The organism is Nocardiopsis sp. CC223A, assembly GCF_030766825.1.
Taxonomy (GTDB): Bacteria; Actinomycetota; Actinomycetes; order Streptosporangiales; family Streptosporangiaceae; genus Nocardiopsis.
The window spans coordinates 1-24,165 of the sequence record NZ_JASFDV010000073.1; the positions used below are offsets into that span (position 1 = coordinate 1).

Genomic DNA, 24,165 nt, shown 5'->3' on the forward strand with positions numbered 1-24,165 from the left:
TCGGCGCGGCCGTCCACAGGCTGTGGACGGCGGGCCGCGGCACCCGGGTCCGCCGGGGCCGGGCCGCGCCGCGGATCCACAGGCTGTGGACGGTGCTCACTCACCGCGGACCTCCCCCTCGCGCACGCCGAACCGGGCGCCGTCCAGCTCCGTCGGGATGTCGTCCGCGACGGCCGCCGTCACCAGCACCTGCTCTGCGTCGCGGACCCGCTCGGCCAGTCGGCGCCGCCGTTCGGTGTCCAGCTCGGCGAAGACGTCGTCGAGGATGAGCACCGGGTCGTCGCCGTCCGCCCGCAGCAGGTCGAACGCGGCCAGCTTCAGGGAGAGCGCGTACGACCACGACTCCCCCTGGCTCGCGTAGCCCTTGGCCGGCATCCCGCCCAGCTCCAGGAACAGGTCGTCGCGGTGCGGGCCCACCAGGCTCACCCCGCGTTGCAGCTCGCGGTCGCGCTGCCCGGCCATCGCCTCGCGCAGGGCCCCGGCCAGGGCCGCGCGCTCGCGCGGCGGCTCCCCGCCGTCCTCGGTCAGGGAGCTGCGGTACGCGGGCACCGCCGGACCGCCGGAGTCGGTGAGCCCCGCGTAGGAGTCGCCGATCAGCGGGCGCAGCGCCTCCACCAGGTCCAGCCGGGCGGCCAGCAGCTCCGCCCCGACCTCCGCCAGGTGGGCGTCCCAGACCTCCAGCGTGCTCAGGTCGGGGGCCGAGCGCTGCCGGAACATCTTCCCCGACGCCGTCTTGAGCAGGGCGTTGCGCTGCTTGAGGACCCGGTCGTAGTCCGAGCGCACTCCCGCCATCCGCGGGGAGCGGGCCACCAACAGGTCGTCGAGGAAGCGGCGGCGCTCCCCGGGGTCGCCCTTGACCAGAGCCAGGTCCTCGGGGGCGAAGAGCACCGTGCGCAGGATCCCCAGCACGTCGCGCGGGCGTCCGGCGGCGGCGCGGTTGATCCGGGCGCGGTTGGCGCGACCCGGGTTGATCTCCAGGTCGACCAGCATGTCCCGTTCGTCGCGCACCACCCGGGCGCGCACGATGGCGCGGGCGGCCCCCTGGCGGACCAGCGGGGTGTCGGAGGAGACGCGGTGGCTGCCCAGGGTGGCGACGTAGCCGATCGCCTCGACCAGGTTGGTCTTGCCCTGGCCGTTGGACCCGACGAACACGCTCACGCCCGGGCCCAGTTCGACGAGGGCCTCCGGGTAGGAACGGAAGTCGGCCAGTTGCAGATGGGAAACGTACATCCGGCCTTCCTCCTGGGCAGGGGAGCGGACGGTGGGAAGGGAGAAGGAGGGTGGGGCGGGAGCGGTGCACCGCGAGGGGGCGTCCCGGACCCGAGCGGGTCCGGGACGGGCCGGCCCGGGTCAGTCCCGGGCCGCGGTGGTGCCGTCGGCCTTGGTGACCGCGTGGCCGCCGAACTGGTTGCGCAGCGCGGCGACGACCTTCATCGCCGGGCTGTCGTCCTGGCGGGAGGCGAAGCGGGCGAAGAGGGCGGCGGTGATGGCCGGGGCCGGGACCGCGAGGTCCACGGCGGCCTGGACCGTCCAGCGGCCCTCGCCGGAATCCTGGGCGTAGCCGCGCAGGCCCGCCAGGTCCGGGTCCTCCTCCAGGGCCCGGGCCAGCAGGTCGAGCAGCCAGGAGCGCACCACGGTGCCCTCGCGCCAGCTCTCGAAGGTGCCCGGGACGTCATCCACGATGCCGGAGGCGGCCATGAGCTCGAAGCCCTCGCCGAAGGCCTGCATCATGCCGTACTCGATGCCGTTGTGGACCATCTTGACGAAGTGGCCCGCCCCGACCGCGCCGGCGTGCACGAAGCCGCCGCCCTCGTCGGGGGTGAGGGAGTCGAAGACCGGCCGGGCCCGCTCGATGTCGGCGGCCGCGCCGCCGACCATGATCCCGTAGCCGTTCTGACGGCCCCAGACACCGCCGCTGACCCCGGCGTCGATGTAGCCGACGCCCTTCTCGGCGAGGCGGTCGGCGCGGGGGCGGTCGTCCACGTAGTGGGTGTTGCCGCCCTCGATGACGAGGTCGCCCTCCCCCAGCAGGTCGGCCAGCGCGGAGATGGTGGACTCGGTGGGCTCCCCGGCCGGGACCATCACCCAGACGACCCGCGGGGCGGCCAGCCGGGCCACCAGGGTCTTCAGGTCGTCGACGTCGCGCTCGGGGGAGGCGACGTCGTAGCCGACCACCTCGTGCCCCTTCTCACGGAGCCGGGCGGCCATGTTGCCGCCCATCTTCCCCAGGCCGACCATTCCGAGCTGCATGCTCTCGCTCCCCCTTGTACGCCGTCTGCGGGCGGGTTTCGTGACCGTGGATGGTGACCGCGGGTCGGCCCGGCCGGGCGTGTCGGGAACGCCGTCGACCGGGCCGCAACGCCCGGATCAGTTCGGCTGTCGTACCGGCATGATCAGGTAGCGGTACTCGGGCTCGGACCCCTCGGCGGCCGGCTTCCCGGTGAGGATCGACGGCCGGGTGGAGGTCGTGAAGTTCAGGCGGGCCACGTCGGTGCCGATGGCGCCGAGGCCGTCGAGCAGGTAGCCGGAGTTGAAGGCGATCTGGATGTCGTCGCCTTCGAGCTCGGCCTCCAGGACCTCGACCGCCTGGGCCTCCTCGCCGGTCCCGGCCTCCAGGACCAGCTGGCCCGGTGTGAAGGACAGGCGCAGCGGCGTGTTGCGCTCGGCGACCAGGGAGACGCGCTTGACGGCCTCGACGAACTCGGAGCGGGAGACCTCGGCCACGGAGTTGAACGTGTCCGGCAGCAGGGCACGGTACTTGGGGAACTCGCCGTCGAGCAGGCGGGTGGTGGTGCGGCGGCCGCCGCCCTCGAAGCCGATCATGCCCTCGCCGGTGTCACCGCCCGAGAGCGCGATGGAGACCTCGGCACCGGAGGTGAGCGACTTGGCGGTGTCGTGCAGCGTCTTGGCCGGGACCAGGGCGACCGCGGACAGGCCCGGGTCCTCGGGCTTCCAGGTGAGCTCGCGCACCGCGAGGCGGTAGCGGTCGGTGGAGGCCAGGGTGATGGTCTCGCCCTCGATCTCGACGCGCACACCGGTGAGCATCGGCAGGGTGTCGTCGCGCCCGGCGGCGACCGCCACCTGGCTGACCGCGGCGGCGAAGGCGTCGCTGCCGACGGTCCCGCTCACACCGGGCATCTCCGGGAGCGTGGGGTAGTCCTCCACCGGCATGGTGGTGAGCGTGAACTTGGCGCTGCCGCCGGTCACCACGACCTTCGCACCGTCGGTGGAGATCTCCACAGGCTGTGCGGGAAGGTTGCGGGTGATCTCGGCCAGGAGCTTGCCGGTGACCAGGACCGTGCCCGGCTCCTCGACGTCCACGTCGACGACGGCCTGCGTGGAGACCTCGTAGTCGAAGCCGGACAGGCGCAGCTGCTGACGGCCGTCGAACTCGCCGGCCTCCAGCAGGACACCGACGAGGACGGGGACCGAGGGGCGCGTCGGGAGTGTGCGCGCGGTCCAGGCGACCGCTTCGGCCAGTACGTCGCGTTCGACCCGGAACTTCACTTGCCGACTCACTTTCCGCCCCGGACGGGTCGCACCCGGCCGAAGGCCTCAACGTTGCAGCTGACGGATGTCTGTGGGGATCGGGCCGGTTCTCACTCATCGACAGGCTGTGGACGACGGGCGCGGGCCGGGCGCCGGATGGGCGCGCTGACCTGCCGAGTCGTCGGTTCCGTCGAGGTGGGCCGGGCCGCGGTCTCCTGCTAGGGGTCACCGCTCGGAGCCGGGCGGCGGAGGACAGGGGCGAGATCCCACGTTACCCGGATTCACCCGCTGCCGCTGACGCCCCGGCCGTCTCGGCGGTCACGGCGAGTTGTCCACAGATTTTCCGCGTTGCCGTTTCGAAGCCACCCTTGGGCTAATGAAGGTGCGCAGTAGTAGTAGGGCCTGTGGATACTGTGGATAACCCTCGTTTTACCAGGTCAACACCGGAATTTTTATCCACAGGGCTTGTGGAGAACCCTGTGGACAACTTCGGGGGCCTGTGGATGAATCGGGTCGTCCCCAAGTTTTCCACAGTTCGTCCACAGGCTCGTCCACAGGTTTTCCCCAGGTTGTCCACAGCAGCCGGTGGTCCGGTGACCCGATGACCCCCATCCCTGTCCACAGGGCGACCCCGGGTTACCCACAGCCTCGGCGCAGTTGTCCACAGGTTATCCACAGGGTTGTCCACAGTTTTCGACCCCCTCCTGTGGATAACTTCGCCGAACTCGGTGAAAAAAATTTTTCGGCCGCCTGCGCATTTGCGGCGAAGCACAGCAAAAAGGCTGTGCACAGAGTTGTCCACAGCAAAGTGATCATCGCTCGTTGGCGAGATCGGCCGTCTCGGCAGGTGTGGGCAGGGCAACAGCCCTCCCCGGGGCTCGGAAACCGGGACGACACCGCAGTTCCGGTCAGGGGCGGGGACGTTCGGCGACACACCTCGCCAGGCTCTCGAACTGCCGCAAGGATGGGCATAAGCCTGTGGATAACCGGCCGTGGAGAGCCGCAGCCTGTGGATAACTTCCTGTGGACAACGCCCGCGGACCCGATCCCGGAGTTGTGCACAGGCGGGCGCGGACCTGTGGAGGAAGCGGGTCCGTCTCCGGCTCCCGGGAGCAGACGGGGAGAGGGGGAGGGGCCGACTCCGGAGGCAGGGCGGCCGGAGGACACGGATGGTGTTCCGCCGGGTGGTGCGACTTTCCCGGCCCTGTCCTCAGGGACGCACGGCGGCGGTGTCCGCCGGTTCGGTGCGCCGCCGAAAGCGGCGGCGATGCCACCCCGGTCAGCGGATCGCCGGCGCGTGATGGCCCTTCAGCGCCTGTCGGCGTCGCGATGACCTGCAAGGAAGGATGGTGTCCCGCCGGGTGATGTGACTCTTCCGGCCCCGTTCCCACGGATACGCGCGTCGGCGGCGCCGGCCGGATCGGTGCGCCACCGCCTCCGGCGACGCTCCGGGTCACCGTGCCGACAGGGCGCGATGACCGTCCGGCACCGGTCGACCATGATGGTGTCCCGCCGGGTGGTGCGACTTTTCCGGTCCTGTTCCCACGGATGCGCGTCAGCGGTGTCGGGCGGATCGGTGCGCCACCGCCTCCGGCGGCTTCTTCATCCCGGCCGGCGGGCCGCCGGTACGCGGTGGCCCGCCCGGCTTCGGCCGACCATCGCGATGACCCGCAAGGACGCACCCGCGCGAAAGCCACACCACGCCAGGGGACATGACCTAAGGAGGCGGCCGGGCGAGAGTCGGACCACGCCAGGAGACGTGACCGGGACACGTGGACAGGGGAGGGGACACGTGGACGGGGCGATACGTCGACACGTCGATCGGGCGGCGGCGCCGACCGGGTTCCCCGCCCGCCTCGCCTCCACGGCCCCGTGGGCGGAGGAAACGGCGAAGGGGCGACATGTCGCCATGTCCTTGTGGACGTGTCGACACATCGCCCCTGGGCGCGCGGCCGGGATCAGGTCAGCGAGGGCTGGTCCTTGATCCGGCTGGTGAGCTCGTGGACCTGGTTGTAGATGGAGCGGCGCTCGGCCATCAGCGCCCGCACCTTGCGGTCGGCGTGCATGACCGTGGTGTGGTCGCGGCCGAACTGCTGCCCGATCTTGGGCAGGGACAGGTCCGTCAGCTCACGGCACAGGTACATGGCGATCTGCCGGGCCGTCACCAGCACCCGGGAGCGGGAGGTCCCGCACAGGTCCTCCACCGTCAGCCCGAAGTACGCCGCGGTCTGGGACATGATGGCGCCCGCCGTCACCTCGGGCACGTCGGCGCCGGGCACCAGGTCGCGCAGCACCTGGCTGGTGAGGTCCAGGTCCACCGACTGCCGGTTCAGGCTGGCGAACGCGGTCACCCGGATCAGCGCGCCCTCCAGCTCCCGGATGTTGGTGGAGATCTTGCTGGCGATGAACTCCAGGACCTCCGGCGGGGCGGCCAGGCCCTCCTGCACCGCCTTCTTGCGCAGGATCGCGATGCGCGTCTCCAGCTCGGGCGGCTGGACGTCGGTGAGCAGACCCCACTCGAACCGGCTGCGCATCCGGTCCTCCAGCGTGGTCAGCTGCTTGGGCGGCCGGTCGCTGGAGATGACGATCTGCTTGTCGGAGTTGTGGAGCGTGTTGAAGGTGTGGAAGAACTCCTCCTGTGTCTGCTCCTTGTTCTCCAGGAACTGGATGTCGTCCACCAGGAGCACGTCGATGTCCCGGTACCGGCGCCGGAAGCCGTCGGCCTTGCCGTCGCGGATCGAGTTGATGAACTCGTTGGTGAACTCCTCGGAGCTGACGTACCGCACTCGGGAGCCCTCGTAGAGCCGGTGCGTGTAGTGCCCGATGGCGTGCAACAGGTGGGTCTTGCCCAGACCGGAGCCGCCATGGATGAACAGCGGGTTGTACGCCTTGGCCGGCGCCTCGGCGGCGGCCACCGACGCCGCGTGGGCGAACCGGTTGCTGGAGCCGATGACGAAGGTGTCGAAGGTGTACTTGGGGTTGAGGCGCGCGTGTTCGCCCGGCGGCACCTCGGGCGAGCGCCCGGGTGGGGAGGACGGGGCGGACTTCGCGGGCGCCGGGGGCGGCTGCGGGGAGTCCGGCGGCTCGGCCGCGTCGGCGCCGCCGTCGGCCTCGGGGGGCTCCGGCAGGTCGGGTGCCGGGCCCGGCTCCGGCTCCTCCGCGGCCGGAGGGGCCGGAGCCGGAGGCTCGGGGGTCTCCCAGCGGTTGGGCCGCTCCCAGCCCGGCTCCTCGCCGGTCCAGGCCGAGTGCCCCCAGGCGGATTCCTCCGGGGAGGGGGTGGAGTGGACGGGCTGTTCCCACAGCGGGGGAGTGGCGGACTGCCGGGGCCGCCGCCGGGCGGGCGCGGTCGCCCAGGCCGTGGGCTCGCCGTACTGGAGCTCCTCCTGGGTGAAGGCGTCGCCCCGCTGGGGCGCGGCGTCGGCGGGGTGCCCGGGGCCGCCCGGGTGCGCGTAGGCGTCGGGGCCCGAGCCGAGCAGGTCGGCCTCGGGGGGCAGGGCGGCGTGCCGCCCGTAGGAGCGTTCGGGGGAGGGGGAGGCCGGGCGGTGGTGGCCGCCGCGCGGTTCCCGCGGGGACTCGGGCGCGGTGCCCTGGTCGAACAGCGCGGGGGCGCCGCCGTGCTGTTCGGGGGGCCCGGTGCGGGTGTCGGGCGGCCCGTCGACGTCGCGCGGGGCATAGGAGGGGGCCGCCGCGGGCGGGGGCGGCGGGGTGGGCACCGCGGTGGGGTCGACCGTCACCGCGACCCGGATGTCCCGTCCGAGGTGGGCGGAGAGCGCCTTGCTGATGGTGGGGTAGAGGCGGCTCTCCAGCACCTTCTTGGTGAACTCGTTGGGTGCCGCGATCAGCGCCGTGTCCTCGATCAGACCCAGGGGCCGTGTCTGGGGCAGCCAGGCGCGCTGGTGCGCCGGCAGGGAGTCGTTGTCGATCCCGTCCAGCACGCTGGACCAGACAGCTGCGAGGTTGACCTGTGCGTCAGCCAAGGCGACCTGCCATGTTGCTGTCCCTTCGGTGCGGGTCTGTTCGTGCGGGTGGAAGAGGGGACGGGGGCGTGCGTGAGCGCCCGTGCCGGACCGGGGGCGGCGGAGGGCGGCTCTCCATTGTCCTCCCCCGGTGGTACTGCCGGGGCAGAGTGGGCGGAATGTCCGGTGTGAAGGTCGGCACGGGCCTGTGGATAACTCCGCGGGGCGGCGGACCGGCAAGGCTTCGACCACCTTGGGACATCCACAGCCTGCGTCGGTTGTCCACAGGTTGTCCACAGGGTTATCCACAGGATGGCAGATCTGTGGGCTCTGCGCAGAGTTATCCACAATATGCAGGTCAGGCCGTGTGTAAGACGGCTCCGTCCGGGGCGCCGGGGTGGTGGCGCCGGGCGAGGGGAGAGTTATCCACAGGCTGAGGTTATCCACAGGGGTGGGGGGTTGTGGAAGTCTCACACGCCTGTGGACGACGATCTGTCCACAGGTCTCCCTGTCGACTTGTCCCCACGTCGTCCCCGCGGCCCCGTGCGGGACGAGAGCGGCGACACACCCCCCGCGGCCCCGCCTGATTTGACCGTGCCCGGACCAGGTCGTATCTTCTTTATGCTTATGCCGACGATTCTGCCCACGCCTGTCCCGATGACGGCGTGCACGCGGCCATGGCACTCTGCGGCCCCGCATATCCTGGGGGTCCTGTCGTAGTACTTTCCTGACACGCCCCTGGAGCCAGTAGTGAGCAAGCGTACGTTTCAGCCGAACAACCGGCGTCGCGCGAAGGTCCACGGCTTCCGGCTGCGCATGCGTACGCGCGCCGGTCGCGCCATCATCGCCTCGCGTCGCCGCAAGGGACGCGCCGCGCTGACCGTGAGCCACTAGGCCACGCACAGCCCCACGTTCTTCGGGACCGCCCGGCCTTGCGCCGGCCGGTCCCTTTGTCATGGGAGGCACCGATGTTGTCGCCGAAGAACCGGATGCGCCACAGCACCGAGTTCGGCTCCGCCATGCGCTCCGGACGCCGTTCGTCCCGCGACGACCTCGCCGTGGTCTACCTCCCACCGCCCGCGGCCAGGGGAACCACCACCGGACCGGAAGCGTTGCCGGTAGGGGAACCCCCGCGCGTCGGATTCATCGTGAGCAAGGCGGTCGGCGGGGCCGTGGTGCGCAAGCGCGTCCAGCGACGGCTGCGGCACCTGATGCGGCCACGGCTGTCCGAACTGCCAAACGGTAGCCTGCTGGTAGTGCGCGCCAAACCCTCCGCCGCCACCGCGCGGTACGAGGCCCTGGGCGCACAGCTGGACGGCGCCATCGCCTCGGCGATGCGACCCCGACCCAAGGGGTCGGCACGCCGTCGTCGAGGACGCGGTGGCCCCTCGGCGCCGGAACCGGCGAAGAGCGACACGACAGGCGGCCGCCCGGCGACAGAGGGCGGAGAACGGTGGACGGACCGATGACCCAGCACGAACCGACGGTGTTCGCGCGTGCGCTGATCCTCCCCATCCGGGGATACCAGCGCTTCATCAGCCCGCTCCTGCCACCCGTCTGCCGCTTCTATCCTTCGTGCAGCGCGTACGCCGTCGAGGCCCTGCGCACGCACGGTGCCTTGTACGGGCTGTGGCTGGGCATCCGGCGCATCGCCCGCTGTCACCCCTTCACCCGGGGTGGCTACGACCCGGTCCCCCCACCGCGGGGACGGGTCCAGGAGTCCGAGGAGTCTGCGGGCGGCGCCGGGACCACCGGCCACGCTCCCGGGGACCAGTAGCTGAACCGAAGCACATAGGAGTTGGCCGGTGCTGGACTGGCTTTACAACATCGTCGGCTGGATTCTGGTCCAGATCCACGCGGGTCTGAGCCTTATCGGCCTGAACCCCGACAGCGGGTGGGCTTGGGGCCTGTCCATCGTGCTGCTCACCATGCTGATGCGCCTGCTCATGGTGCCGCTGTTCGTCAAGCAGATGAACACGCAGCGCAAGATGCAGGAGATCCAGCCCAAGCTGCGCAAGCTCCAGGAGCGCTACAAGCACGACAAGGAGCGGCTCCAGAAGGAGTCGATGGAGCTGTACCGGACGAGCGGAACCAACCCGCTCATGGGCTGTCTGCCGCTGCTGTTGCAGATGCCGGTCTTCTTCGCCCTGTTCAACGTGCTCCGCAGCGTGGCCGAGGGCAACGTCCGCTACAACTTCACCGAAGAGCTGGTGGAGAGCGCCCGCCAGGCCCTGGTCTTCGGGACCCCCATCGCCGCCCACTTCAACAGCTCCTCGGAGGAGCTGCTGGCCCTGGGGGCGACCAACGCCATCATGGCGAAGGTCGTCATCGCGATCTCCTGTGTCGTCATGGGCACCACGACGTTCCTCACCATGCGCCAGAGCATGAAGCGCAGCGTCGCGCAGATGCCCGACAACCCGATGATGCAGACCCAGAAGATCATGATGTACATGGCGCCCCTCTTCGGGCTCTTCGGTCTCATGATGCCCGTGGGCGTGTTGATCTACTGGGTCACCTCCAACGTGTGGACGATGGTGCAGCAGCACTTCCTGTACCGCAACCAGCCCGCGCCGGGGGAGACCGTCGACGCCAAGGCCGACGGCGCGAACGGTTCGGCCAAGGGGATGCTGGGGCGCAAGAAGAAGCAGCCCGAATCCGCGCCGCAGCCCGCGGAACAGCCTAAGATCGAACGCAAGCAGCCCAAGAAGCAGTCTCGCTCCAAGCGCACCGGTGGCGGGTCCCGCTAGCGAGCTGCGTACCGAACGCGGGAACAGGAGACGGGAACGCCGTGACAGCGAGCCAGGAAGGAAGCGGTGGAGTAGCGGTGGCTGAGGCGCCTATCGACATCGAGGCCTTGGAGAACGAGGGCGACATCGCCGCGGACTACATCGAGGGACTTCTCGACATCGCGGACTTCGACGGCGACATCGACATGGACGTCGAAGGCGACCGTGCGATGGTCTCCGTCGTCGGGGGCACCCTCGATGAGCTGATCGGTGAGGACGGCGAGGTCCTGGAGGCCCTCCAGGAACTGACCCGGCTGGCGGTCCACCGGGCGACCGGTGAGCGCAGCCGACTGATGCTGGACATCGGCGGGTACCGGGAGGGGCGCCGCAAGGAGCTCTTCCAGGTCGGCGCCGAGGCGGCGCAGAAGGTCAAGGAGACCGGCGACGCCTACGAGCTGGAGCCGATGACCCCGTTCGAGCGCAAGGTCGTCCACGACGCGGTCGCGGCCGCGGGCCTGCGCAGCGAGTCGGAGGGCGAGGAGCCCAACCGCTACGTGGTGGTCCACCCGGCCCCGTAGGCCGCAGGAGTCGAGCAAGGGGCGGTGTTTCACGTGAAACACCGCCCCTTTCGCGTGCGCGTGTTTCACGTGAAACCCCATATCCACGAACCCGTATGTCGACAGGCCCGCGCCGCCGCCCGAGTCCCCCGAAGGCGGGCCGGGGCCGGACCCGGGGCCTCCGGAGCTCCGGCCGCGGCTTCCCGGAGGCCCGCGGCGGTGGTGTCCCGCCGAGTGGTGTAATTTCGTTCGACCCTGAAATCCCAAGGGCAACAACGTGCTGGTCGGTGATCTGCTTCTGTTCGAACAGTCGGCGTTTTCGCACCACTCGACGGGACATGACCCCCGCGGCCGGAGCTCCCCGCCCCCGCGCCGTCCACGTGTTCCGTCGAGGTCCCCGCCCCCGCGGGGCGATGGGCCGCCCGGGCCCGAGCACGCACGCCCCCGCGGTCCCGCGGTGCGGACCCAACGCGGTGAGCGGTGAGGGTCCGCACGCCCGGGGCCCCGGCTCCACCGGCGGAGAGGACCGTGTCCTTCGGCGCCGGGGAGGGGACGGACGTCCCGATGATGTCCCGCCGGGCGGTGTGACCTTCCCGGCGGTGCTGTCCCGCCGTGCGACTTCGTTCGACCCCCGGGTGCCGAAGGCGACAACGCTCTGGTCGGCGACACGTCCTTGTGCGAACAGCCGGTGTTCTCACACCACTCGACGGGACATGACCTTCCCTGGATGGTGTCCCATCGAGTGGTGTGACTTTTCCGGCCCTGTTCCCACGGATGCGCGTCAGCGGTGTCGGCCGGGTCGGTGCGCCGCCGCCTCCGGCGGCTTCTTCATCCCGGTCAGCGGGCCGCCGGTACGCGGTGGCCCGCCCGGCTTCGGCCGACCATCGCGATGACCCGCAAGGACGCACCCGTGCGAAAATCACACCACTCCCGGGGACGTGACCCTTCCCTGCCCGGTCCTCACGGATGCGCCTCGCCGGCTTTCGCCGGGTCGGTATCCCGCCGCCTTCGGTGGACCTTCCGCTTGCCGACGGTGATGGTGTCCCGCCGGGCGGTGTGACTCTTCCGGCCTCGTTCCCGCGGATACGTGTCGGCGGTGTCGGCCGGGTCGGTGCGCCGCCGCCTTCGGTGGACCTTCCGACCCGGTCACCCGGAGCCGGTCACCTATCGCGATGACCCGTGAGGACGCACCTGCGCGGAAGTCGCACCACTCCAGGGGACATGATCCGGGGGCGGGGACGCCCGGGCGGAAGCGGCCACCCGGGCGTCCCCCGGGACCGAGGCGTCCGGCCCAACCCCAGGAGGGATCGCCGCCGCCTTCGGCGACGCACCGACCCGGCGCACACCGCCGACGTGCGTCCCTGAGAACAGGGCCGGAAAAGCCGCACCGCCCGGTGAGACGCCATCCGTGTCCTCCGGCCGACAGGTCGAGGTGTCGACAAGTCCCTTCGGCGCCTCGATGTTTCACGTGAAACACCGGCGGCGCCATGTTTCACGTGAAACATCACCGCGGTGGCCCGCGTAGGATCGGTGGGGGTCGTCTTCCCCCTCTGCGTACATCCGTCGGATGCGGATGCGAACTCTTGCAGTCTCTTGCAGTCTCTTGGAAATGGCGATGGACGATGGACGAGGACGGTGGTGACCGATGACCGCGGGCGCTGAGGAGCCCGGTGCCGTGTTGCCCGAGCCTCCCGCCGGGGCGGCGGAGATCTTCGGCGACGCCCTGCCGAAGGCTCGGCGCTATGCCGAGCTGCTGGCCGACGACGGTGTGCGGCGCGGGCTGATCGGGCCGCGCGAGGTGCCCCGCCTGTGGGAGCGGCACATCATCAACTGCGCGGTGGTCGAGGAGCTCCTCCCCGAAGGGGCGGAGATCGTGGACATCGGTTCCGGCGCCGGCCTGCCCGGGTTGGTGCTGGCCCTGGTCCGGCCGGACATCCGCATGGTCCTGCTGGAGCCGCTGCTGCGTCGGACGGTCTTCCTGAACGAGGCCGTGGAGATCCTGGACCTGCCCAATGTCGAGGTGCGGCGGGGGAGGGCGGAGGAGGCGCACGGCGAACTCCTCACCGACTTCGTCACCGCGCGGGCGGTCGCGCCGCTGCCCCGTCTGGCCGGGTGGTCGCTGCCGCTGCTGCGCAAGGGCGGCAGCCTGCTGGCCCTCAAGGGCGAACAGGCTGAGGCCGAGTTGGCCGCCGCCGAGCAAGACGTTTCAAAACTGCGGCCCAGTGTTAGCGATGTGATCCGGGTGGGCCGGGGTAAAGTCGATCCCGCTACCACGGTCGTTCGCGTCACGGTGACATCCGACGGTGGTTCGCCCCCGTCGAAGACGCGGGGCGGCAAGAAGAAGCGCGGACGGAAGAGGTGAACTCATTCGTGCCCCACAATGACCCTGATGTTTCACGTGAAACATCCGCCTACGGAGACCTGCTCGATGTTTCACGTGAAACATCGGAGCCCTACGAAACCCCCCTCGCTCGCGCCGCCCAGGCCGCCATGGCCTCGCGGGGGCAGGATGAGATCTGGCCCCGCCCGGGATCCTGCCGGGTGATCAGCGTCGCCAACCAGAAGGGCGGCGTCGGCAAGACCACCACCACGGTCAACATCGCCGCGGCCCTGGCGATGCACGGACAGCGCGTCCTGGTCGTCGACCTCGACCCGCAGGGCAATGCCTCCACCGCCCTGAGCATGGAGCGCGACAACCAGACCCGCTCGATCTACCACTGCCTCGTCGAGGACGAGGAGATCCGCAAGCTGGCCCAGCCGGTCCCGGACATCCCCGGTCTGTGGTGCGCCCCGGCCACCATCGACCTGGCGGGCGCGGAGATCGAACTCGTCTCCCTGGTGGCCCGCGAGGCTCGCCTCAAGCGTGCGTTCGCGGCGTACGACACCTCGGACCTCGACTACATCCTCATCGACTGCCCGCCCTCGCTCGGCCTGCTCACGGTCAACGCGATGGTGGCCTGCGACGAGGTCATGATCCCGATCCAGTGCGAGTACTACGCCCTGGAGGGCCTGGGCCAGCTGCTGCGGAACGTGGAGCTGGTGCAGTCCCACCTCAACCCCGGCCTGGCGGTCAGTACCATCCTGCTGACGATGTACGACGGCCGCACCCGCCTCTCCCAGCAGGTGGCCGACGAGGTGCGCTCGCACTTCCAGGACACCGTCCTGGACACCGTCATCCCGCGGAGCGTGCGTGTCTCCGAGGCGCCGAGCTACGGCCAGTCGGTGATGACGTACGACCCGTCCTCGACCGGTGCCGTCGCCTACCTGGACGCGGCCCGGGAGATCGCCCACCGGGCGAAGCGTTAACCGCTACCGCGAACATGGTCCCGGCCCCCCGCCGGGCGTGAACCGAGAAGTGTGGAGGGAAGTACCGGTGAGTCAGCGACCGCGCGGACTGGGCAAGGGATTGGGGGCGCTCATCCCGTCGGGGCCACCGGCGGCTCCGACCGTGTCCGAGAGCGTCCCCGAATCGGTGAACGGAGAGCCCGCCCCCCGGGTGCCGGTGGCCATTCCGGACGGCACCTACCTGAAGGAGATCGCGCTCACCGACATCCGTCCCAACCCGCAGCAGCCGCGCAAGCACTTCGACGACGAGGCGCTGGAGGAACTCCGTGACTCCATCGTCGAGGTCGGTGTCCTCCAGCCGGTGGTGGTGCGCGAGCTGCCGCCGGGGGAGTCGCACCCCTACGAGCTCATCATGGGGGAGCGCCGCTTCCGGGCCAGCGGGCTGGCGGAGCGGAAGGTCATCCCGGCCCTGGTCCGCAGGACCAAGGACGAGGAACTGCTGCGCGAGGCACTGCTGGAGAACCTCCAGCGGCAGCAGCTGAACCCCCTGGAGGAGGCGGCGGCCTACCGGCAGATGCTGGAGGACTTCGGCACCACCCAGGAGGAGCTGGCCCAGCGGGTGGGCAAGTCGCGGTCGCACGTCGCCAACACACTGGCCCTGCTGCAACTTCCCGCCGCGCTGCACAACCGGGTGGCGGCGGGGGTGATCAGCGCCGGGCATGCCAGGGCCCTGCGCCGGTTCAAGGAGCCGGAGCTCATCGAGCGGATGGCCGAGCGGGTCGTCCAGGAGGAGCTGTCGGTCCGTGCGCTGGAGGAGATCGTCCTGCTGCGGGAGAAGGGCCACGACGTCGAGAAGGCCGAGCGGACCCGGCAGGCCTCGCTGAAGGCGGTCACCCCGCCGCACGTCGAGGAGTGGGCGACCGCGCTGGCCGACCGCCTGGACACCACGGTCAAGGTGGACGTGGGCAAGCGCAAGGGCAAGATCGTGGTGGAGTTCGCCTCGGTCGAGGACCTGGAGCGCATCATCGAGCAGATGGGCGCGACCCGCGCCTAGGTGTTCCACGTGAAACATCGAGCTCCGCACCCGCGGTGTTTCACGTGAAACACCGCGGGTCGCTCAGCCGCCCCTGTACGGCCCGGCCGGGGAGGGGCGGCCCCCAGCTCCCCGAAAACGACGGAAGGCCCCCAGAGGCGATCTGGGGGCCTTCCGCGCTCGTTGCCGCAGGTGCTCGCGCGTCCGGTTACAGGAACTCGGCCAGCTCTTCCTCCAGCTTGCGCTTGGGGCGCGCACCGCGGATCTCCTTGACGACCTCGCCGCCCTTGTACACCTTGAAGGTCGGCAGGGCCATCACACCGTAGGCCCGCGGGGTCTCGGGGTTCTGATCGGTGTTGATCTTGGCGACCTGGATCTTCTCGCCGTGCTCATCGGCGAACTTGTCCAGGACCGGTGCCATCTGCTTGCAGGGGCCGCACCAGTCGGCCCAGAAGTCGACCAGGACGGGCTTGTCGCTCTTGAGGACCTCGGCCTCGAAGGTGTCGTCGGTGACGTTCTTGACGGCGGACATGGTTCTCCTTGTTCGGACGGGTGGTGCTGGCCGACCGCCTCGGTCGGTCGGCCCCGGGTGGCCGCTGGCGGCCGTTAGGGAGTGTTCGACGGATCATTCCGACTCGCGGTCGCCAGGCCGCCTCTCACTGCGCCGCCTGCGCTCGTCGTCGTGTGAGAGATCGCCCGGCGGCCGCTCGTGTCCTTCGGCGCAAGCGCCGAGCCGCACGGAGGCATCCGCCGGACACGCCCTAGTTGCCGCGCTCGGCGAGGAAACGCTCGGCGTCCAGGGCGGCGGCGCAGCCGGTTCCGGCCGCGGTGATGGCCTGGCGGTAGCTGTGGTCGACGACGTCGCCCGCGGCGAACACGCCTTCGAGGTTGGTCCGGGTCGAGGGGGAGTCCACCTGGACGTAGCCCTCCTCGTCCAGGTCGACCTGGCCGCGGATCAGGTCGACCCGCGGGTCGTGGCCGATGGCGACGAACACACCGGTGACGTCGAGGGTGCTCTCCTCGCCGGTCTTGTTGTTGCGGACCTTGAGGCCGCTCACCCGGTCGTCGCCCAGGACCTCGACCACCTCGGTGTCCCACACGAACGAGATCTTCTCGTTGGCGAAGGCGCGCTCGGCCATGATGCGGCTGGCGCGCAGCTCGCCCCGGCGGTGGACCACGGTGACGGACTTGGCGAAGCGGGTGAGGAAGAGCGCCTCCTCCATGGCGGTGTCGCCGCCGCCGATGACCGCGATGTCCTGGTCGCGGAAGAAGAAACCGTCGCAGGTGGCGCACCAGGAGGTGCCGCGGCCGGACAGTTCCTTCTCGCCCGGGACACCGAGCTCCCGGTAACCGGAGCCGGTGGCGAGGATGACCGTGTGCGCGAGGAAGGTCTCGCCGCCGACGGTGACCTCCTTGACGGGCTTGGTCAGGTCCACGGCGGTGACGTCGTCGGCCACCAGTTCGGCGCCGAACCGCTCGGCCTGCTTGCGCAGGTTGTCCATCAGGTCCGGGCCCATGATGCCGTCGGGGAAGCCGGGGAAGTTCTCGACGTCGGTGGTGTTCATGAGGGCGCCGCCCGCGGTGATCGAACCCTCGAACACCAGGGGCTTCAGTTCGGCACGGGCCGCGTAGACGGCGGCGGTGTACCCCGCCGGTCCGGAACCGATGATGATGACATTGCGGACGTCACTCACGCTCGTAGGCCCTTCACGCGATCAGATGCCCCGGCCACGGGATGGTGACCTCGGGGGAGAGTCGGTATAGCACAACCGATGGTAGGCGCACCTGATTCCCAAGAGGACATCAGCCCTGGTTACCGGGGTGGGGTATACCGGGAAAGGGTCTTGTCGAGACGTCGGTCCGACGCTTTGTCGACACCCCCGCCGCCCCCTCAGGGGGCGGCGACGGTCTCCTGGGCGAGGACGCCGCCGCAGTCCGCCGGGTCGACCACGTACACCTCGGTGGTGTCGTCCCCGGCGGGGGCGAACAGCACCATGGCGGGGACGCCGTCGAACACGGCCTCGTCCACGAGGGTGACCCGTACGCCCATCTGCTCGGCGAACACCGTCGCACACTCCTCTGCGGCGACCGCGGAGTACTCCTCGGCGGTCACCGACGGGGTCGGGGGCGCGGCGAGCACCCCGGCGGCCTGGTCGGCCAGCCCGGCGGCGGTGTACTCGGTCCCGGTGGCCACGATCTCGGGCTTGTACGGCTGGACGGCCTCCGGCTCGAACTCGGCGCCCTCGTCCTGCATCATCGGCTGCTCGGCGGCGGCACCGCCGCTCGTGTCCTGCTGGGCGGAGAGCACCGTGTTGAGCACGGCCCCGCCGCCGCCCAGGACGACGGCACCCGCGGCGGCCACCAGCATGAGCCGGGGCAGGTTCGTGCCGTTGAACCCGCGCCGGGAGCCGCCGCGGGCACGTGTGATCGATACCACGGGCGCGTCCGCGGGGTCGGCGGTCTCGGTGGGTGCCGCGGGCCGTGCGGCACGCTCGCGCACCGCCTCGTCGATGCGCCGGTCGAGGAGGGCGGCGACGTCCTGCGGCATGGGCGGGACCGGCGGCGCGTCGGCGAGCACACCGCTGACCGCGGTGAGTTCGTCCAGGGTCGCCGCGCAGATCGCGCAGGTCTCTATGTGGTGGGCAACGGTGCGCTCCTCGTCGGGCTCCAACAGCTCCTCGGCGAAGAAAGCGAGTGCCTCCACGTCAGGGTGGGACGTCACGATGGGTCGGCACCTCCTCTCCCAGTTGTGACGTCTCGGGGGGGACGAGGGTTCCTCAGGTGGGCAAGAGACGGAAGAAGTTTGGCGCGACCTCGCGCACATCGGCTCTTGACCGTCCCGGTGGCGACGTCGAGGATCTGTGCGGCCTCCTCCACCCGGTAGCCGAGCATGTCGACCAGGGTGAGGGCCATGCGCTGGTCCAGGGGGAGGGTGTCCAGGGCGGCGTGGACGTCCAGCCGCGACTCGGTCTGGGAGGCGTGGTCGGGGGCGCTGCCGGTGCGGCCCAGCCGCTCGTTGGAGAGCACGTCGAGGGTGTCGACCTCGGTGGGGGTGGCCGGGCGGACCTTGCGCCGGCGCAGCCGGTCGTGACAGGCGTTGACGACGATGCGGTGCAACCAGGTGGTCACCTGGGACTCGCCGCGGAAGCGGTCGGCGGAACGGAACGCGGACAGGAAGGCGTCCTGAAGCGCGTCGGAGGCCTCTTCGGGGTCGCCCATCATGCGCACGGCGACGGCCCAGAGGCGATCGCGGTGGCGGCGCACGAGTACCGCGAACGCCTGATCGTCCCCCTGGGTGTGCCTGGTGAGCAGTTCCCGGTCAGGAAGCTCTTGGACCGCGTCCATCAGTGCCGATCACATATCCCCACAACTAGACACCGAGTACCTCTACCTCGTAGATGCTCCCACGGTACTTCCCACTGTCGTTCGGCAGCTCGGTGAACCAGACGAGGACGTACCGGCCGGTCGTGGGCTCGTCGAGTTCGATCGTCCGGTGGCCGCTCACGGACCCCTGCCAGGCGACGGGCAGGGCGGCGTCCACGACGGACAGCTCGCTGGGATGCGCCGCCGGGTCGTCGCCGACCCGCACATCGATGCCGTACTGCGCCTCGGGCATGTACAGCTCCAGGGCGTGGACCTCGCGGGCGGAGCCCAGGTCGACCAGCAGCCCGACGCCCTCCTTGGTGGTGCCCATGGGGTCGTTGTAGCCCTCGGTGTTCCAGGGCTCCCCGGCGGTGTCGCCGTCGTGGGCCCGGGACCCGTGGTCGGAGTGCTCGTCGCCGTCACCGGAGGGCAGGGGGTCGTACCCCTGGGCGGCCGTGATCTCCAGGACCTCGGTCTCGACGGTCTGCTGTCCGCCGCCCGCCTGTCCGTCGCCGTCACCGCCGGCGTCGGTCTCGTCGGCGCGCATCGACGCACCGAAGATCCAGGCGCCGGTGACCACGGCGGCGAAGAGCACCACGGCCAGCACGCCGACGAGGATGCGCTGCGGGGAGGTCCCGCGCTCGGCGGCCCGGCGGTCCATGCGCGAGGGCTGTCGTTCGCCGCGCGCGGAGGTGCGCGGACCGGTCCCGCCGCCGTTGTTGCCGCCGCCGTTGCTGCCGTTGCCGCCGCTCGCGTTGCGGGAGGAGCGGCGGGGGCCGGTGGACCCGAACTCACCGGTGCGCCGAGAGGTCCCGGGTTCGGGCGGCGGGGTGGCCTCGGCGGGGGCGACGGGCAGCGGGATGAGCCGCGGCACGTCGGCCATGGCGGCGCAGAACTCGCCGGGCGAGCCGATCACCGGTCCGGGGACGACCTGGCCCACCAGGTGGGGGAGGGCGGCGCGGGTGGTGATGGAGGCCAGGGGCTCGCCGATGCCCTGGCGGATCTGGTCGGCGGGGTAGGGCCCGGCGGGGCCCTGCGGCGCCGGGGGCAGGCCGCTCTGCGGGCCGCCCGGCCAGGTGCCGGTGAGGGCCGCGTACAGCAGGTTGCCCAGGCCCTGGGCGTCGGCGGCGCCCGGGTCGGCGACGTTGACACCCAGCAGGGCGGCGTCCACGCCGATACCGGTGACCTTGACCGCTCCGCCGCTGCTCCACATGAGCTTGCTCGGGGTGAGGCACAGGTGGTACAGGCCGCCGGTGTGCGCTGCGGCGATGGCCTCGGCCGCCTCGGCGACCAGGCCCGCGGCGCGCTCGGGCTCCAGGGGCCCCTGGGCCAGCAGGTCGGCCAGCGAGTGGCCGACCACCCACTCCTCGACCACGTAGGGGATGGGGGTGGTGTCGTCGGCGTCGAAGACCTGGGTGACGCGCGCGTCGGGGATACGGCTGGTCGCGCGGGCCGCGCGGACCACATCGGATGTGCGGGGGAAGCCCTCGGCGAAGGTCCACACGGCGACGGGCCGTGCGAGGGTCTCGTCGGTGGCCTTCCAGCGGGTCGCCCCGCCGGTCTCGCTCACCACCTGGTCAAGGCGGTACCGGTTGGCCAGCTTCGCCCCGGGCTCGATCAGGAAGGTGCTCATGATGGGAGTGACGGGTGCCAGTGCCGTCGCCCCGCACGGGCCGCGGTGGTGCGGTCCTGGGCGGACCGGTGCCTCGCGGGGTGTGCGCAGGGGGTTCGGGCTCTGCTGCTGTCCCCAGCCTCCCTTCGGGCAGCTCGGATGAACAATGTGGTGGCGGTCAAGCGGTGCCTGTCCATGCTAGGACGCCTGAACAGCATCTTCGGAGGACATCGGGTATCCGTTCACCTTCCTGGACGTAGCGGTTCGGGACCGCCCAACTCGTCCATTCATGGTGATCAGCGACGTCGTAGTCGGGTCTTGAGCAATTCGAGGAAGGATGTGACTTCAGTCACATTGAGGAACTTGGCGCTGATCACGAACAGTACGCCACCCACGACACCTCCGAGGACCATCGCGGTGAACGCGGGCCAGAACTCGCCCGGCAGCCCCTGGAACACGTAGATCATCGCGACGCCGAACACGGCCGCCGGAACCGTGGCCACGTGCAGCTTGAACAGGGTGGCCGCGGTGTGCCGTCCGTCCAGGCCGTTCAACCGCTTGTGCAGCATGTACCACATGATGACCGAACCCACGATGTAGTACAGCCCGTAGGGGACCGGGAGCCACACCACCACGTGCTGGGCCGGCACCACGAACAGCAGCGCGATCGCCGTGACGGCGTGCGCGACCTCCGACGGGATGGCCACCAGAGCCGGGGTGCGGGTGTCGCCGAGCGCGTAGAACACGCGCATCTGGAGCTGGAACAGCGTGAACGGGATCAACATCACGCAGAACACCATGAGGATGCGGCCGATGGCGGCGGCGTCCTCGGTGCTCGTACTGCCCTGCGCGTAGATCATCACGCAGAACGGGATCGCGAACACGATCATCGCCACCGAGATCGGCACGATCAGCACCGACGACAGCCGGAAGCCGCGTGAGAAGTCGCTGCGCACCTGGTCCTTGCGCCCGGCCGCCACGTGCTCGCTCATCCGCGGCAGCAGGGCGGTGATCACCGAGACCGCGATGATCGCGTACGGGAGCTGGAAGAGCATCGACGCGAACTTGTAGGCCGCGATACCCGACCCCGACTCGAAGCCCAGCTCGGCCGCGCGCGTACCGGCGCGGGAGGCGACGTTGGTGGAGACGAGGGCGCCCAGCTGGGCCACCACGATGTAGAGCATCATCCACGAGGCCGCCTGGGCCGCCTCGCCCAGGCCCGCGCCCCGCAGGTCCAGCCGGGGCCGCCAGCGGAAGCCCGCCGCGGCCAGCGCCCACACCAGCACCAGCGCCTGGACGACCTGCCCGGCGGCGGTGCCCAGACCCAGCAGCATCAGCTCGCCGGAGGTCACCGTGTCGGGGGTGCGCCCGGGGCCGGCGATGTTCAGGAACCACAGGCCGATGCCGATGATCACCAGGTTGTTCAGCACCGGCGCCCACATCGGCGCCCCGAACCTCCCGCGCGCGTTCAGCATCGCGCTGGCCAGGCCGCTGGCGCCGATGAAGAAGATCTGGGTGACCAGATAGCGCGCCAGGACCACCGACGCCTCGAACTGCGCGCCGGTGAACTCGCCCGCGTAGATGCGGATGAACCACTCCGACAGCAGCATCGAGACGGCGGTGATCACCAGCAGCGCCGACAGCATCAGCGTGACGAGCCGCTGCTCGGTCTTGTCGCCGCCGTCGGCGTCCAGCCTGCGCCGCTTGACCAGGAACGGCACGAACACACTGGCCAGCAGGCCGCCGATGAGCAGGTCGTAGACCATGTACGGGACCATGCCCGCCACCTGGTAGGCGTCGCCCAGCAACTGGGTGCCGATCGCCGCCGCCAGGATGATGGTGCGGACGAACCCGGTGACGCGGGAGAACACGGTGCCCAGCGCCATGATCGCGCTGGACTTGGCGAGGTTGCCGGGGGCGGTGTGGGAGGAACCGCCGATCTCGTCGCCGTCCTCCATACCGGCGCGGTCGGCGGTGCCCAGGTCGCCGATGTCGCTCGGGTCGCGGCGCGTTGTGAGCCCGGTCTCGGGCTCGGTCGCCGGTTCCTCGCGCTCGTAGGCGTCCAGGACGTCCTCGGGCATCACCATATGGCGGCGCTGCCGCCCGTCGGTGACGGGCCCGTGCGGCCCTGGTCCGGAATCCTGCTCGCGGGGGTCTTCGCTGGACACCGTGTCCTCAGTCCTTGTACTCGTCGAGCGGGGTCGTTCTTCCGGTCGAGGTCAGGGCCGGAAGGATCGGTGCTGCATCAACGACGCAGGCGACCGCGGATCAGTTCCACCGCGGCGCTCAATTCGGGGACCCGCAGCAGCCGTGCGGCCGCGAGGAAGAACAACGCGCCGAGAAGGCACCCGGCCACGGGTGCGCCGAGGTAGGTGAGCAGACCCGGGCCGACATGGGTCTCGAAGGCCCAGAGCACACCGAAACCGGCCGCGACACTCGGGACGACGGCCAGGTGCAGGCGCAACAATGTGCCAATGATGTGCTTTCCGTCAAGCCCCCCGATACGTCGGCTGAGCACCAGACCTGCGATGACGAGCCCGCTGAGGAACGAGAACATGAAGCCCGCGGCCACGCCCACGACGACCGTCTCCGGCGGCAGGAGCAGGTAGGACACCAGCGCCAGAGCACTGTGAACGGCCAGGTTGGCGATGGCGATCAGCGCCGGGGTGCGGGTGTCCCCCATGGCGAAGAACACGCGCAGCATCAGCTGGAACACGGTGAACGGCACCAGACCGAGCGACATCACGGCCAGGATCTGGCCGATGTTGGCCGCGTCGGCCGCCGAGATCGACCCGCGGGCGAACGCCAGGATCGACAGCGGTTCGGCGAACAGCGCGATCGCGAACGCCAGCGGGACGAGCACGAACGCGGAGATCCGCAGGGTGCGGGAGAAGTCCGACCGGACCGCGTCCCAGTCGTGGTCGTCGGCGTGCGCGCTCATCCGGGGCAGCAGCACCGTGATGAGGGAGACCGCGATGATCGCGTACGGCAGCTGGAACAGCTGGTAGGCGAGGTTGTAGGCGGTGATGCCCGCACCGACGGAGCGGCCCTCCTCGATGGCGGCGACGTTGGCCGCGTTGGCGATGTTGGTGGTGATCCACAGGCCCGCCTGGGTGAGCAGGGTGTACATCATCATCCAGCCGGCCGTCTTGACGGCCTCGCCCAGCCCGGAACCGCGCAGGTCCAGGCGCGGGCGCCAGCGGTAGCCGGTCCGGGCCAGCGCGATGAACAGCACCAGGGCCTGTAGCGCCATACCGGCGGCGGTACCCGCGCCCAGCAGGGTCAGCTGGCCCTCGGTGACGGTGCCCGGCGTCTGCCCGGGGCCGGCCACCCACAGGAACAGGCCCGCGACGGTCATGATCACCAGGTTGTTGAGCACCGGCGCCCACACCCCGGCGCCGAAGTACCCGCGGGTGTTGAGCATGGCGGTGAGCAGGCCGCTCAGCCCCACGAAGAAGATCTGGGACAGCAGGTAGCGGGCCAGGTGCACCGAGGCCTCGAACTGCTCGTCGGTGAACCGGGAGCCGTACAGCCAGATCAGGAACTCGGCGGCCGCGATCGCCGCGGCGGTGAGCAGGAACAGTGCCACGAACGTCGTGGTGAACAGGCGGTCCTCGGTGGCCTTGCCGCCGTCGGCGTCGCGCTTGCGCCGCTTGACCAGGAACGGCACGACGACACTGGCCATCAGGCCGCCGATGAGCAGGTCGTTGAGGATGAACGGGATCGTGTGGGCCGTGTGGTAGGCGTCACCGAGCAGGTGGGTGCCGATGGCGGCGCCCAGCACGATGGTGCGGACGAAGCCGGTGATCCGGGAGGCCATGGTGCCGACCGCCATGATGGCGCTGGAGCGCATCATGCCGCCGCCCGCCGGGGCGTCGCCGGAACCGCCGGAACCGGCGGGCTCCGCCGGCGTCCCGGGCGCCCCGGGGGCCCCGGGGACGGCGGGCTCGGGCAGCTCACCCTCCTCGAAGGAGGGGACGGGGCCGCCGGAGGGGCGCAGCGGGCTCTCACCCGGGAGGGGGCCTTCGGGCTGAGAGGAACGACGGCGGTGCTTTCCGCCTTCGTTCGGGGAGTCGGTGACCACCGTGGATCAGTCTTCCTTTCGTCCGACCGGGAAGGGCCCGGCGCGGGTGGGAGCCCGCGG

At 70.6% G+C, this 24,165-nt stretch carries 18 protein-coding genes and 1 pseudogene; 8 read left to right on the forward strand and 11 right to left on the reverse strand.

The window, feature by feature from the left end; translation table 11 throughout:
• Nucleotides 1–96 precede the first annotated feature (96 nt).
• The 4 genes and pseudogenes from recF to dnaA all read right to left on the reverse strand — a co-directional run bounded on the left by recF (nucleotide 97) and on the right by dnaA (nucleotide 8,144).
• Nucleotides 97–1,230 (reverse strand): DNA replication/repair protein RecF, encoded by a 1,134-nt coding sequence (gene recF / locus QJS33_RS24030; RefSeq protein WP_306370333.1) that lies wholly within the window; start codon nucleotides 1,228–1,230, stop codon nucleotides 97–99.
• Between the two features lie 120 nt (nucleotides 1,231–1,350).
• A pseudogene (gene gnd, locus QJS33_RS24035) lies at nucleotides 1,351–2,262 on the reverse strand (phosphogluconate dehydrogenase (NAD(+)-dependent, decarboxylating)); the annotation flags it as partial.
• 105 nt (nucleotides 2,263–2,367) lie between these two features.
• Nucleotides 2,368–3,507 carry a DNA polymerase III subunit beta gene (gene dnaN / locus QJS33_RS24040; protein WP_306370335.1) on the reverse strand — a complete coding sequence of 380 codons (1,140 nt, stop codon included), beginning with the start codon at nucleotides 3,505–3,507 and terminating at the stop codon, nucleotides 2,368–2,370.
• Between the two features lie 1,940 nt (nucleotides 3,508–5,447).
• Nucleotides 5,448–8,144 (reverse strand): chromosomal replication initiator protein DnaA, encoded by a 2,697-nt coding sequence (gene dnaA, locus QJS33_RS24045; RefSeq protein ID WP_372339708.1) that lies wholly within the window; start codon nucleotides 8,142–8,144, stop codon nucleotides 5,448–5,450.
• 51 nt (nucleotides 8,145–8,195) lie between these two features.
• Here dnaA and rpmH point away from each other — a divergent pair, with 51 nt between their 5' ends.
• From rpmH to QJS33_RS24085, 8 genes are all read left to right on the forward strand, one after another.
• Nucleotides 8,196–8,339: a 50S ribosomal protein L34 gene (gene rpmH, locus QJS33_RS24050; RefSeq protein ID WP_014909187.1), complete on the forward strand. Its 144-nt coding sequence runs from the start codon at nucleotides 8,196–8,198 to the stop codon at nucleotides 8,337–8,339.
• Nucleotides 8,340–8,413: 74 nt separating this feature from the next.
• Nucleotides 8,414–8,914, forward strand: coding sequence for a ribonuclease P protein component (gene rnpA / locus QJS33_RS24055; RefSeq protein WP_306370337.1), 501 nt, complete (start codon nucleotides 8,414–8,416; stop codon nucleotides 8,912–8,914).
• A complete protein-coding gene (gene yidD, locus QJS33_RS24060) occupies nucleotides 8,911–9,222 on the forward strand; it encodes a membrane protein insertion efficiency factor YidD (protein WP_306370338.1) in 312 nt (103 codons plus the stop codon). Before rnpA ends, yidD begins: the two co-directional genes overlap by 4 nt.
• A 28-nt stretch (nucleotides 9,223–9,250) precedes the next feature.
• A complete protein-coding gene (gene yidC, locus QJS33_RS24065) occupies nucleotides 9,251–10,192 on the forward strand; it encodes a membrane protein insertase YidC (protein ID WP_306370339.1) in 942 nt (313 codons plus the stop codon).
• Between the two features lie 77 nt (nucleotides 10,193–10,269).
• Entirely contained in the window at nucleotides 10,270–10,749 is a 480-nt protein-coding gene (locus QJS33_RS24070) for a R3H domain-containing nucleic acid-binding protein (protein WP_306370340.1), read from the forward strand.
• 1,624 nt (nucleotides 10,750–12,373) lie between these two features.
• Nucleotides 12,374–13,090, forward strand: a complete 717-nt coding sequence (rsmG, locus tag QJS33_RS24075; protein WP_306370341.1) for a 16S rRNA (guanine(527)-N(7))-methyltransferase RsmG — start codon at nucleotides 12,374–12,376, stop codon at nucleotides 13,088–13,090.
• A gap of 128 nt (nucleotides 13,091–13,218) precedes the next feature.
• Complete coding sequence (locus QJS33_RS24080; RefSeq protein WP_306370342.1) at nucleotides 13,219–14,034, forward strand: ParA family protein; 816 nt, start codon at nucleotides 13,219–13,221, stop codon at nucleotides 14,032–14,034.
• A gap of 67 nt (nucleotides 14,035–14,101) precedes the next feature.
• The gene (locus QJS33_RS24085; protein WP_306370343.1) at nucleotides 14,102–15,067 is read left to right on the forward strand and encodes a ParB/RepB/Spo0J family partition protein; all 966 of its coding nucleotides are present in this window, start codon (nucleotides 14,102–14,104) and stop codon (nucleotides 15,065–15,067) included.
• A 187-nt stretch (nucleotides 15,068–15,254) separates the two neighbouring features.
• Here the strand turns inward: QJS33_RS24085 and trxA are convergent, their stop codons facing one another.
• The 7 genes from trxA to murJ (QJS33_RS24120) all read right to left on the reverse strand — a co-directional run bounded on the left by trxA (nucleotide 15,255) and on the right by murJ (QJS33_RS24120) (nucleotide 24,105).
• Nucleotides 15,255–15,578, reverse strand: coding sequence for a thioredoxin (gene trxA, locus QJS33_RS24090; RefSeq protein WP_306370344.1), 324 nt, complete (start codon nucleotides 15,576–15,578; stop codon nucleotides 15,255–15,257).
• A gap of 229 nt (nucleotides 15,579–15,807) precedes the next feature.
• A complete protein-coding gene (trxB, locus tag QJS33_RS24095) occupies nucleotides 15,808–16,740 on the reverse strand; it encodes a thioredoxin-disulfide reductase (RefSeq protein ID WP_306370345.1) in 933 nt (310 codons plus the stop codon).
• 197 nt (nucleotides 16,741–16,937) lie between these two features.
• Nucleotides 16,938–17,768, reverse strand: a complete 831-nt coding sequence (locus QJS33_RS24100; RefSeq protein WP_306370346.1) for an anti-sigma factor — start codon at nucleotides 17,766–17,768, stop codon at nucleotides 16,938–16,940.
• Complete coding sequence (gene sigM / locus QJS33_RS24105; protein WP_306370347.1) at nucleotides 17,765–18,391, reverse strand: RNA polymerase sigma factor SigM; 627 nt, start codon at nucleotides 18,389–18,391, stop codon at nucleotides 17,765–17,767. Before sigM ends, QJS33_RS24100 begins: the two co-directional genes overlap by 4 nt.
• A 25-nt stretch (nucleotides 18,392–18,416) precedes the next feature.
• Entirely contained in the window at nucleotides 18,417–20,042 is a 1,626-nt protein-coding gene (locus QJS33_RS24110) for a protein kinase family protein (RefSeq protein WP_306370348.1), read from the reverse strand.
• Nucleotides 20,043–20,317: 275 nt separating this feature from the next.
• On the reverse strand, nucleotides 20,318–22,108 hold the full coding sequence (murJ, locus tag QJS33_RS24115; RefSeq protein ID WP_306370357.1) for a murein biosynthesis integral membrane protein MurJ: 1,791 nt from the start codon (nucleotides 22,106–22,108) through the stop codon (nucleotides 20,318–20,320).
• 158 nt (nucleotides 22,109–22,266) lie between these two features.
• Complete coding sequence (gene murJ / locus QJS33_RS24120; RefSeq protein ID WP_306370349.1) at nucleotides 22,267–24,105, reverse strand: murein biosynthesis integral membrane protein MurJ; 1,839 nt, start codon at nucleotides 24,103–24,105, stop codon at nucleotides 22,267–22,269.
• Between the last annotated feature and the right edge of the window lie 60 nt (nucleotides 24,106–24,165).

Bases quoted from the DNA above. Each gene is read 5' to 3' on its own strand.
- recF (WP_306370333.1), bottom strand. From the start codon at position 1,230: ATGTACGTTTCCCATCTGCAACTGGCCGACTTCCGTTCCTACCCGGAG.
- dnaA (WP_372339708.1), bottom strand. From the start codon at position 8,144: ATGCGGGGCCGCAGAGTGCCATGGCCGCGTGCACGCCGTCATCGGGAC.
- rnpA (WP_306370337.1), top strand. From the start codon at position 8,414: ATGTTGTCGCCGAAGAACCGGATGCGCCACAGCACCGAGTTCGGCTCC.
- yidD (WP_306370338.1), top strand. From the start codon at position 8,911: ATGACCCAGCACGAACCGACGGTGTTCGCGCGTGCGCTGATCCTCCCC.
- rsmG (WP_306370341.1), top strand. From the start codon at position 12,374: ATGACCGCGGGCGCTGAGGAGCCCGGTGCCGTGTTGCCCGAGCCTCCC.
- QJS33_RS24080 (WP_306370342.1), top strand. From the start codon at position 13,219: ATGGCCTCGCGGGGGCAGGATGAGATCTGGCCCCGCCCGGGATCCTGC.
- trxA (WP_306370344.1), bottom strand. From the start codon at position 15,578: ATGTCCGCCGTCAAGAACGTCACCGACGACACCTTCGAGGCCGAGGTC.
- sigM (WP_306370347.1), bottom strand. From the start codon at position 18,391: ATGGACGCGGTCCAAGAGCTTCCTGACCGGGAACTGCTCACCAGGCAC.
- QJS33_RS24110 (WP_306370348.1), bottom strand. From the start codon at position 20,042: ATGAGCACCTTCCTGATCGAGCCCGGGGCGAAGCTGGCCAACCGGTAC.
- murJ (WP_306370357.1), bottom strand. From the start codon at position 22,108: ATGGTGATGCCCGAGGACGTCCTGGACGCCTACGAGCGCGAGGAACCG.